Source organism: Bythopirellula superficialaquae, assembly GCF_059632245.1.
In genome coordinates this window covers 4718655-4730371 of sequence record NZ_CP197426.1, presented here as the reverse complement: position 1 = coordinate 4730371, position 11717 = coordinate 4718655, and the positions used below count along the sequence as shown (strand labels likewise).

The window sequence follows — 11717 nt, the reverse complement described above, 5'->3', positions numbered from 1 at the left end:
CTCCGTGGGAGGAGGAAAACATGACTCGCCATTCGCAAGATTTTCGCGTGCCGCTCGCCGTTGCCGATAAACTGGAAGCCGTTCGTGCGCGGGCGTGGAAGATGCGGCTTCTCACGGCGGCCGTGGGCGGTGTTGTTGTGCTGCTTGCCACAATGGGTATTTCGATGGCCATCGACCGTTGGGCCACGTTGTACAGCCCGACGTGGAGATCGCTGCTGACAGTTTCCGCTTTAGCTGCGACGGGACTGACCGTCATGGCCTGGATTGTGGCGGCATGGCGGTATGTGAATCGTGTCGAGCGAGTAGCCGCGGATGTTGATCGCCATGTGCCAAAACTTGAAGAACGTTGGACCACGATCGCTCATCTTTCATCGCCCGAAAAAGCACGGGACGTTCACCCCGCGATGTTCCGTCAAGTGGCCGCCGAGGCGAACAACTATTCATCTCAAGTTGATCCCAATGAAGTTGTCCGGCCCGACGGCGTGTTCCGCGCTGCCTGGTGTCTGACGGCGGTCGCGGCGATCCTGGCGGTTGCCGTGGTCATGGATTCGCATCGCACGGCCGTGTTGTTTAAGCGATTCTGGTTGCCGATGGCCAACATTTCGGCCACCGAGATTGTGCCCGTTGCGCAGGAAGGGGTCGTTGCGCGGGGCGAATCGCTGGAGATCGCAGCCGAATTGAAGGGCACGCCCGTCCGCGAAGCGACCCTGTTCCTCAGTCCGGAAGGTGCTGACGAGCAAACAATCACTCTCGTTCCGCGGGGTGACGAGCATAATCGGCTGACTCATCGGGTGCGATCCGTCAAAGAGCCGCTGCGGTATCGCTTAAGAGCTGGCGACGGTCAGAGTGATTGGCAAGAAGTTGCGGTAGCGGATCGCCCCGAACTTGCGGCGGCAACGCTCAAATTGATCCCTCCTACATACACCCAACAAGATCCCCAGGAGTTTGACAAACTCCCGCGGCGTTTATCGGCACTCATGGGAAGCACGCTCCAGTTCGCGTTCAAACCAATGCATCCCATCGCCAAGCTGCACCTCGATTTATCCGGTGGCAAAGAGCAACCGTTGCTGATAGATGCCGATGGGTGGTATCGATGGGAAGTCAAAGTGTCGGAGAACATTTCGCTGTCCCCGATCTTGGAAGAAGAGCATGGGCTCACCAACAGGCGCCCACCGCTGTGCGACGTCCAAGCGCGGCCCGACAAACCACCTGTCGTGCGAATCCTCACTCCCAATGAAGAAGTGGCCGTTCGTCCCGACGAAAAAGTGCCGGTCACGTTTGTGGCCAAGGATGATGTTCGCGTTGGCAGCGCCGAATTAGTTGTGTTCGACGAAGGGGGAAAGCCTGACGCCGAGCCGCGAATTCTTGATACGATTCCCGTGCCGTTGGGCGACCAAGAAGGGGCGACCGAAGTCAAAGCCACGGTCAATCTCGATCTCTCGAAATACAAAGTCCAAGACGGGGCTCAACTCAGCTTCGCCGTGCGGGTCCGCGAAGATCGCAGCTTGCTGTCGCCGATAGTGCCCCAACAACCGGCGCTCAGTGGTGGTGAAGTCACGCAAGGCGAAATGATCGAGGGAGACGCCTCGACTGTTGCAAACGCACAGCAAACCCAACCTAGCTCAACGCAGCCGCAACCAGCAGGGGAACAAACAGCCTCTGCTCCGAACACTGAAGTTCCGCAGCCACCGCCGGCAGCAGAATCTGTCGCGTCGGCCGAACTAACATCGCCTGCTGATCCTTCTGCATCCGAGAAGCCAGCAACGACTACTGACGAACCTTCGGCCATTTCCAAAGCAATTGAAGAGGCCATGCCTGAGAAGCTCAAAGACTTAGCGGCAAAAAATGCTGGGCCTGAAGCGAGCTCAACATCTGCCGATCCATCCACGGCAGCAGACCCCAATGTCACCGCCAATAAAGAAACGACTAGCGATCGCCAATCGCTGAGTACAGCCAGTTCCGAAACGGCCCAACCACAAACGGCTCCGCAGGCGGACCAAGAACAACCACAGCAAGTAGCTCAGAGTTCACCACCACAAGCTGGCAACTCTTCTCTGCAACAGATGGCTGGCAATCAACCTTCGCAGCAGGCCAACGCCAATCAGCTACAACAAGCTGTCGAATCGGCGGAGTCCAATTCCGAGTCAACATCTGAGCAGATGGCCGATTCGCAAAACAATCCGAATCCACAACCGAGCGGCCAATCGACACAAAACGCAAACAATGAGCAAAACCAACCGCAAAAACCACAATCCAACCAATTCGCAGGGAGTACGCCACCACCGGACAACCGTGCCATGAATCAACTCGATGTACCACCTCCTGCTCAGTCGTCGACCAGCAATCGCATGCGGCTCAAAGTCGACGAATGGGCCGGCAGCTTTGCAGGCCAGGAACGGGCTCAGTTGGAAATGGTGATTTCGCCACAGCTGCAGGAGATCGACCTCCTGCTGGAGAAGGCGGAAAAACTCTCGCGCAACGTGCTCGATCATCTTGATTCGGGAAATGAATGGGCGGATGCCCAGGGCCGCGACATCGATAGTGCAGGCCAGCAGATCGCTAAGTCTCTGGAAATTGTCGAAGATCTAGAACAAAAAACTCATGGCACGCCTTACGCCTTCGTCGGTTTGCAACTCGTGAACATCGGCAAGGCCCACATGCAGCCTGCACGGAGAGAGTATTGGAAAGCGTTGCAAACGAATGCCGAGTCCCGCGTCACAGCTACTCGAGACGCTTGGCAACACACGGTGCGAGCTCGGGAAATGTTAGGCGAGATCACATCCAAATTTGAAACCGCCCGACGAGAATATGCGCTCGCCGAATCGGTTGAAAAAGTCAAAAAGATGTATCAGGTGTTTGTTGAGAATTCGATGGCCATGCTGAGTGGCAACGGCGACGAAAACGGCAGCAGTCCCTATCGCCGTAAAAGAGTGGAGTTCGAACTCGATGAGGAGTATCTCGCCCGCTTGCAGGAAGTTATCGAGATGCGCAACAAGATGCGAGCCGAACTCGCCAAGATCCTAGCGGATGACCCTCGTTTGCTACGACGTTTTCTGGATTCGCAGCAGAATCGGCGGCGAATATTACGCCACGAACTTGAGGAAATGATTGAAAGCCAACGCGAATTGAATCGCGAAGTATCGGCTTGGTCTCAAGCCGATGAAGCGGCAAAGCCGGAACTGCAAGCCATGATGCTGCAACGGCATGCCGAGACTTCGGCCGATTTGGCGGTCGATGCTGCCGTGTTGCAAGATCGCTTCGACACTTGGCTGCCGCTCGCGCAAGAGATGAACAACGCCGATGTGCAGACCGCGGCGAAGCTCTTGCAAGATGTTGCTACTGCCACGCAAGAGTTGAGCGCCGATGCGGATGCTTACATCATCCAGAATCAGCAAGCGACTTTAAAAGAATCCAGCGAAGTGGAAGCACTTGCCGAAGGAACTGGGGAAACACCTGTCGTCGATGCGAGTGTCACGGTCGAGGACATTGCCGCTGATGCCCAATCGCTTCACAACCAACTTGCCAATTTGGAAGTCTCGCTGCGGCAACTGGGTATGCAACAAGACCGTTCGGATTTGGCCGTATTCGCCGCGAATCGCATTGTCGAAACGCGCGACTTGATTGCTTCGACCTCCGAATGGATGCGGCAACTCAAACAGCATCAAGATGGGAACTATCAGAACGCCGCGGAAGTCGAGCAATATCGGCTCGCCACGCAGACGGACGAAATGGCGGGTAAGCTCGCAAATCTCGAACAACAGATGTCCGCGCTGCTGCAACGTGTGGATAACAAGATTCCTGAGAATATCGCGTTGAAGTCGCGTGAGTTGTTGGCATCTCTCGACGAGCAGGCAGGTCCCAATCAATTGTCGGCCGTTTACGCCTTACGACGCAATCAACTGCCCCGTGCAGTGGAACGTCAAACTACGGCGCTCGAAGCGATTGAGAAGGCCGGTAAGGATTATGATGAATTGATCCAAATGGCCATCAAAGAACTCGATAAACTGCCGGTCCAGGATCCGATTGCCAGCTTGCTTGAAGACCCCACGCTTGACGAATTGTTGGCCGGTTTGGAGCAAGAGTTCGCGATTGAAGAACTCTTGGGAATTCCGAATCGTCCCTCCAACTTGCAAATCAGCGGCGACTTCATGCGATTGGGTGGAGACAACTCGGTCGCCACCGCCAGTAACCAGCGGATGATGATGAATCAAATGCTGCAACAACAGCGGATGCGGCAACGTCGGCTGGATCGTGCTTATCGCCGCGCGGTGGCTCGAGCCCTTAAAGAAGGCGAAGCCATCGAAGCCATGGATGATGAATTGGAACTTGCCCAGGAAACAGTCGATTGGAACGTGCTGTTATCGCAACTCGGAGACGATTTGGAACAGGGTGGGGACAAAGCTCCTCCCGAGCTTTACCGCCGTGCCATCGAACAATACTTCCGCCAGATTAGCCGGCCTGAAAATTCTCAATTGGACTGAGATTGAATTGACAACAATGCTAAAGCTGAATTTCAAGAAACGATTATTTTACGTATCGCTCGCGATGCTGTTGGGATGCTGTTTCCATACTGCAAGTGCGGGCGAATACGAAGCACCGGCCGATGATGTTCTCACGGAAGAAGAGTGGCAAGCCCTCGATCAATCCGTGGAAAAGGGTTTGGCTTGGTTAGCGAGTCAACAGCAGCCCGACGGCTCGTTCCCCACGATGCCGTTTGGCCAACCCGGTGTGACAGCACTTTGTGAATTGGCTTTTTTGTCGCACGGTCATGTCCCCGATGAAGGGGAATACGGCGAACGGCTTCATAAGGCGATCGACTACGTCGCAGGTTGCCAAAAAGAAAGCGGCTTGATCGCGCTGGTCTCGCCGGGCGGTGCCACGATTAACAGGAACATTCCCCATCTGCACGGCAGCACCGCGTCTTATAACCACGCGATTGCTATGTTGGCTCTTACTGAAAATTATGCCATGGGTGGGGCCTCGGTTGCCGAACAGCTTGATCCCGTCATTAGCAAAGCCCTTCAAGCGACTTTGCAGATGCAAAAGTGGGACAAACGCCGCAATGTCGATGAAGGGGGCTGGCGGTACATCAATGTCACCCCCGAAATTTCCGAAGCCCTGGATTCGGACTTGTCCGCAACGGGCTGGCATCTCATGTCTTTGCGTTCCGCCAAGAATGCGGGATTCGACGTGCCGCAGGAGCCGATCGACGATGCCGTTGGTTTTGTCCGGCGGTGTTTTATTCCCGACTACGGTGCGTTCTTGCTGTTTTCGTCGAAATCCGATCACCGCAGCCGGGGCATGGCAGGGGCGGGAATTTTGGCGCTCGCCCATGCGGGCCTGCACGACGCCCCCGAAACCAAGGAAGCTGGCGATTGGATCCTGAAATATGGCTTCACTAACTACAACGTCCAAGAAACTTTTGGCAAAGTAGGTTTCGTCGACGACAGATATCACTATAGTGCATTTAACTGCTGTCAGGCGATGTACCAACTGGGGGGAGATTATTGGCGGGAATTTTTTCCACCCCTGGCGCGGACCTTGATTGCAAACCAGAATCCTGATGGCTCCTGGAATCCCGAAAGCCATTTCGATGACAAACCTTACGGCAACTCTTACACGACGGCGTTGGTGCTGTTGTCGTTGGGTGCCCCTAATCAACTTATCCCGATTTTTCAGCGTTAAGAGGAGCGTGCATTGTGCCGCGACTTTTGCTGTTTTGTGGACTGATGTTGTTCGCGACCAATGCTTGCCTCGCGCAAGGTTTGGACGACGTTCTTTCGGAAAAAGAATGGGAAGACGTTGATCGGGCCGTGACACGGGGACTGGTGTGGCTTTCCAAACAACAACAGCGCGACGGTTCATTCCCCACGCTCCCTTATGGCCAACCGGCGATCTCGGCATTGTGCGAGATGGCCTTTCTTTCGCACGGACATCTTCCTGGCGAAGGCAAATACGGCGATCAACTCACTAAAACCATCAACTATGTTGCTCGTTGCCAAAAACAAAATGGCTTGGTGACGCTGATCGGTCCAAATGGCCCCACGATTACCCGCCAAGTGGGCCACGAAATTGGTAGCGTAGCAAGTTACAACCACGCGATTGGTTCCTTGGTGCTCAGCGAGAACTATTCGGTGGGCGGAAGTGACGTCGCGCAAAAGCTCGAACCAGTCATCGAAAAATCGATCGCTGCGGCACTGCTTATGCAACGCTGGCCAAAGCGCCGCGACATCGACTTTGGTGGCTGGCGGTATGTCGACGTGTTCAGCGGCGAGGAAGAGGATTTTGATTCTGACTTGTCGCTCACCGGTTGGTATCTGATGTTCCTGCGTTCCGCCAAGAATGCAGGCTTCGACGTGCCACAAGAACCCATCGACGACGCTGTTGGGTTCGTGCAGCGGTGCTTTCAGCCCGATTATGGAATCTTTCAACTCATGGCGACACGGGCAAATCGCCAGAGCCGTGGTATGGCGGGCGCGGGGATTTTGGCGCTTGCGCACGCGGGCCATCATCGTTCCCCCGAGGCCAAAGCCGCTGGTGACTGGATCTTGCGCTACGATTTCGACCAGTACAACGGTCTGGAAACTTTCGGCAGGACGGGCTGGATCGACGATCGCTACCACTACAGCGCATTCAATTGCTGCCAAGGGATGTATCAAATGGGCGGTGATTACTGGCGGGAGTTCTTCCCACCGCTGGCGCGAACGCTGGTCGCCAATCAGCAACCCGATGGCTCGTGGTCTCAAGAAAGTCATACCGCGGATGCCAAATACGGCAACGCATACACAACCGCGCTCGCGATTCTGTCGTTAGGCGCACCAAATCAGTTGTTGCCAGTGTTTCAGCGTTGAGGTTTTTGCTTATTCAACCTTTTGGCATGCCAAACCATGAAGCGCCTGCTCATTGCTGTGGGAATTCTTATCGCAGTTTCTGTGAATAGTTTTTCACAGCAACGCGACCCCAATTGGCAGCCCGTAGAAGTTGCAGCCGACGTTCTCTCCGCCGAAGAGTGGGAATCCGTGGATGAGTCCGTCGACCTAGGGCTTCGGTGGCTGGCGCGACAACAGAACCCCGATGGCTCGTTTCCGTCCATGCCTCATGCGCAACCGGGCGTGACCAGTTTGTGTGTATTGGCCTTCATGGCACATGGCCATGTGCCCGGGCAAGGCAAGTACGGCACAGAGCTTGATAAGGCGATCGACTATATCGTCGGCTGCCAGAAACGCAACGGTTTGTTGGCCCTTGTCGCCCCCAACGGCGAAACACTTAGCCGCAACGTCGATCACGAAATCGGCTACACCGTGGTTTACAACCACGCGATCGGCGCACTAGTACTTTGCGAATCCTACGCCATGAACGGTGCCAAACGTGCCGAGCAAATCGAGCCGTTTATCCTGCACGCCTTGGATGCGACGCTCGAGATGCAAGACTGGCCGAAAGATTACGATGTCGACGAAGGGGGTTGGCGTTATTTGGACGATTACGACGACCGGGATTCCGATTTGTCGGTGACGGGTTGGCAACTCATGTTCCTCCGTTCAGCCAAGAACGCTGGCTTCGACGTCGCTGACGAGCCAATCACTCGAGCGATCGGCTATGTCCGTCGCTGTTTCCGGCGCGAAACGGGGAGCTTTTCTTACAAAACCGGGCCTGATGAACGCATTTCGCGCGGCATGTCGGGGGCAGGAGTGTTGGCGCTCGCCCATGCGGGGTTGCACGGTACGCCCGAAGCGAAACGCGCCGGCGAATGGATCCTGCAAAGCGGATTCGACGAATATAATGGTTACGGTGGCATGAGCGTCAGTCGGCGCGACGACGATCGCTATCACTATGGTTTGCTAACATGCTGCCAAGCCATGTATCAATTGGGGGGAGCGCCGTGGCACGAGTTTTACCCCAGAACGGTGCAAGCGGTGCTCGCCGGTCAAAGTACTGAAGGATATTGGCAGCCCGAAAATCACGGACGTGACACCTATTTCGGCAATGCTTATACCTCGGCCATTTGTCTGTTGGCATTGGGAGCACCTAATCAGTTGCTCCCTGTCTTTCAACGCTAATCTTTCTGATTTGTCATGCACGAGCTAGTGATTCAAGGCTCAAGATCGTGCCTGGTCGACACTGCGCTTTCCCTGAACGAACTCCGTAGTTAAACTGAAATTCCGCGAGAAAAGCGATTCATACTCGAGGATACATAAGCAAGTCGAGAGCCCTGGGATCCCCATGCCCGAGTTGGTCAAACCCATCAAAGATTTGCAGATCGAGCTGGCACAGCTTCGCCGCAGCGAGAGCCAGCTCAAAGAACGTCAAGTCGTTCTATTGCGATTGGCCCTTTCGCAGCAGAATCCCAACCAATCGTTCGATGCCAAGCTCCGCACGTTCACCAAAGAAGTCGGCAATTTCCTCCACGTCGAGCGTACCAGCATCTGGTTTCTTGACCGCGACAACACGGCGCTTCGCTGTTTGAATCTCTATGTTCGCAGCGACGATCAGCACTTTTCGGGGGGAGAACTTCCTACCAAGCAATTCCCGCGCTACCTTTCTTTCTTAGCACAGGAAGGGGTGATCGCGGCGGATTATGCCCCCACCGACGTCCAAACCGAAGAATTCGACAAAAACTATTTGGCCAAGCACGGCATCACTTCGATGCTCGATACCCCTTTGCGTGTGGGTGAGCGGCTCCGTGGCGTTCTTTGTTGCGAACACGTCGGCGAGCCTCGTCACTGGACCGAAGAGGATCGAGAGTTTGTCATTTCATTGGCCGACTTGGCTTCGCTGACCCTGGCGACCCACGATGTCGGCCGTACCGAGGAGATGCTGCGCGCTTTATTGGACTCGGCCGCTCAAGGCGTGGTAGCCGTCGACGAGAACGGCAAAATCGCGCTGGTGAACTCGCTTGTCGAGCAAATGTTTCTCTACAAGCGTGAAGAACTGTTGGGGCAGCCACTGGAAATCCTGATTCCTCACGACTTGTGCGATTCCTATCTCCGATCGCTCGCGGATAAGGTCGATGGCCGACACACGCTCGTCCCTCCCGTCGGAAAATACTTCCACGGTCAGCGCAAAGATGGCAGCGAGTTTCCGTTGGAAATCGCTTTAAGCGATGTGCAACTTCACGACGAACGCATGTCCCTTGCCCTGTTGACCGATGCCACGCAGCGAGTGCAGATTGAACAACGACTCATCAAGAGCGAAGAGCTTTACCGGAGTGTCGTCGAGGACCAGGTCGACCTGATCGCCCGTTACACGCCCGACGGCATTCGCGTTTTTGCCAACGACGCCTATTGCCGCTTTCTGGGGAAGAGCCGGCGTGAATTGATTGGTCGGCCTTTGTGGGAGCATATTCCTCCCGAAGATCATGACCGCATGCGCGAGAATTTCGCACGACTCACGAAGGACAATCCTGTTCTCTACTACGAACATTGCGACGTGACCAACGGCAAAGTGGTCGTGAATCAATGGATCGACCGGGCGATTTTCGACGCCAATGGCAACTTGCGCGAAATCCAGTGCATTGGCCGCGACGTCACCAAGCAGCGGGCAACCGAGGAACGCTTGACCGCGGCCGAGCGGATGGAATCGATCGCCATGCTCGCCAGCGGGATCGCCCACGATTTCAATAACTTGCTGACACCGATCTTGATTTATTCGGAAAATCTGCAAACACGCCTGCGCGAAGGCAGTATCGAAGCCAATCAGGTGCAACAGATTCATCTGGCCGCGGATCGCGCCAAAACGCTTGTGCGCCAGATTCTCACCTTTGGCCGTAAGGGGGAACGTGCCGAGCGGGTTCCGACTCAAGTCACAGCGATGCTCAACGACGCCTTGCAGCTGATTCGGATGTCGGTCCCTCCGCATATTCGTTTGGAAATTCAAATCGACGAAGATTGCGGCATCATCAATTCCGACGCTGCGGAACTCTACCAAGTTTTGTCCAACTTGTGCAGCAACGCTTGTTACGTCATGAAGCAGGGGGGCACGCTGACTGTCTCGGCACATAAAAAGCATTTCGAGGCCGACGATTTCCCGGCGGGGGAGTACGTCGAAATCAGCGTCAAGGATACGGGCCAAGGAATTTCTCCCGCCGATTTGAACCGCATTTTCGATCCGTTCTTTACCACGAAACCCGACGGCGAAGGGACCGGGCTGGGACTCTCGGTCGTCCACGGCACGGTTCAAGATCTGGGGGGCACGATCAAAGTCGAAAGCCACGTCGGCAAAGGAACGACCTTCGTGGTGCTCTTGCCGTGCATCGATCAAACCACGCTCGACGATCGCAACGGCCACTCGCCCGAGCAAGGTGTCATGAAATCGCACATCTTGCTCGTGGACGACGACGATCTAGCGCTCAAGTCGATGCAACTTGTGCTCAAACAATTGGGCCATCAGGTGACGGCTTGCAGCTCCGCGCAAGAGGCCCTGTCGTGCATGGCGCACACTCGCGAACCTTTCGACGTGCTGCTCTCCGATTTTACGATGCCCAGAATGTCGGGATTGGAGCTTGCCGAACATGTTCATAGTCGTCATCCTAAGTTACCGATCCTGCTGATTACGGGGGACGCAGGGCAAGTCGATGAAGATGCCGCCAAAGAGGCCGGAATCAGCGGTTTCATCGCCAAGCCGGCAGGATCGCGCGAATTGAGCGCTGCTCTCTGTCAAATCCACAAGTCTGCATGCGCTTCTCCACCTACTATCATGCCTGAACCTACCTCTGAAACTGAGCAACACGTGCTCGTCATCGACGATAATGAGCTCGTGCGCAGCTCGCTGTTGAGTTTGCTTAAAACGATCGGCTTCGAGCCCCACGCCGCCGCGAACATGAGCGAGGCTCGACAACTCCTCGAAAAACAGCCCGTCGATGCGGTGCTCGTGGATCACTTTCTCGAAGGGGAAAATGGCTTCGAGGAAGCGCCACGCTTGTTCGCCTCATCCCGCGCGGCCAATGGCCATGTTCCGCTGCTCGTGGGCATGACCGGCTCGGAATATCAGCCGCAAGGTGACGAACACCAGTTCGACGCATTTCTCACAAAACCCTTCACGGCAGATCAACTCCGCGACGTGCTCTCCATCAATCGTGCTTGAGCGCATTCTTAGCGCCGTGTGTTCAATTCTTCCAACTTGGCAGGGTTTATTCGCGATTTCCAATTCATGAAAAATTCAAACCACGAATAAAACGAATCACACGAATAATTTCTAATTGCGATGCATTGCTTTTCAGGTTTGCCAGCTTGGCGAGGTTTGCTTGGTTTGCGGCCCTCCAATTGTTGCAAAGCTCGGTGAAGGACTGTGGACGAAGGACAGTAGACTGTAGATTTTCTCTACAGTCATACGGTCAACGGTCCCTTTTACCACATCGAGCGGCCAATTTCGACAAAGATCTTTGGCCACTTCTTGATCTCATTTATGCAGGATCAGTTTGTTATTGCGCGTGATATACAAACGATACTGCACACCCTCGTGGGAAATCACAACGGTTCGCTCGCCCTGGAAGATCTCAGCTGAGCCGATCTCGCGGACGGTTACGGCCTCCGACTTGGGAGCTGATTCAGGCTTCTGATCGGTCATATCTCTCCCGTGATTGGTGGGCGTTAGGTAAGGCCACAAGCTGCGGCGGTGTCCCAAAAAATTTCTGAAATCTAGTGAGTAGCTCCTTGCGAGCGCTCAGAGAAGCGTTAAGATAATGCTATTGATACTCACTATCAAGTATAAATCTAAATAAA

At 54.9% G+C, this 11717-nt stretch carries 6 protein-coding genes; 5 read left to right on the top strand and 1 reads right to left on the bottom strand.

Going from position 1 to position 11717, the window contains the following annotated elements; genetic code table 11:
• The first annotated feature begins 20 nt into the window (after positions 1–20).
• The 5 genes from SH678x_RS19555 (at position 21) to SH678x_RS19535 (ending at position 11079) form a co-directional block, all read left to right on the top strand.
• Entirely contained in the window at positions 21–4481 is a 4461-nt protein-coding gene (locus SH678x_RS19555; protein ID WP_496920138.1) for a coiled-coil domain-containing protein, read from the top strand.
• A 16-nt stretch (positions 4482–4497) separates the two neighbouring features.
• Positions 4498–5685, top strand: a complete 1188-nt coding sequence (locus tag SH678x_RS19550; protein WP_496920137.1) for a prenyltransferase/squalene oxidase repeat-containing protein — start codon at positions 4498–4500, stop codon at positions 5683–5685.
• A 14-nt stretch (positions 5686–5699) separates the two neighbouring features.
• Positions 5700–6851, top strand: a complete 1152-nt coding sequence (locus SH678x_RS19545; RefSeq protein ID WP_496920136.1) for a prenyltransferase/squalene oxidase repeat-containing protein — start codon at positions 5700–5702, stop codon at positions 6849–6851.
• A gap of 36 nt (positions 6852–6887) precedes the next feature.
• Positions 6888–8057, top strand: coding sequence for a prenyltransferase/squalene oxidase repeat-containing protein (locus SH678x_RS19540; RefSeq protein WP_496920135.1), 1170 nt, complete (start codon positions 6888–6890; stop codon positions 8055–8057).
• Between the two features lie 163 nt (positions 8058–8220).
• Positions 8221–11079, top strand: coding sequence for a PAS domain S-box protein (locus SH678x_RS19535; protein ID WP_496920134.1), 2859 nt, complete (start codon positions 8221–8223; stop codon positions 11077–11079).
• Positions 11080–11394: 315 nt separating this feature from the next.
• On the opposite strand, the gene hemP is transcribed toward SH678x_RS19535, so the two are convergent.
• Entirely contained in the window at positions 11395–11562 is a 168-nt protein-coding gene (gene hemP / locus SH678x_RS19530; protein ID WP_496920133.1) for a hemin uptake protein HemP, read from the bottom strand.
• Positions 11563–11717 lie beyond the last annotated feature (155 nt).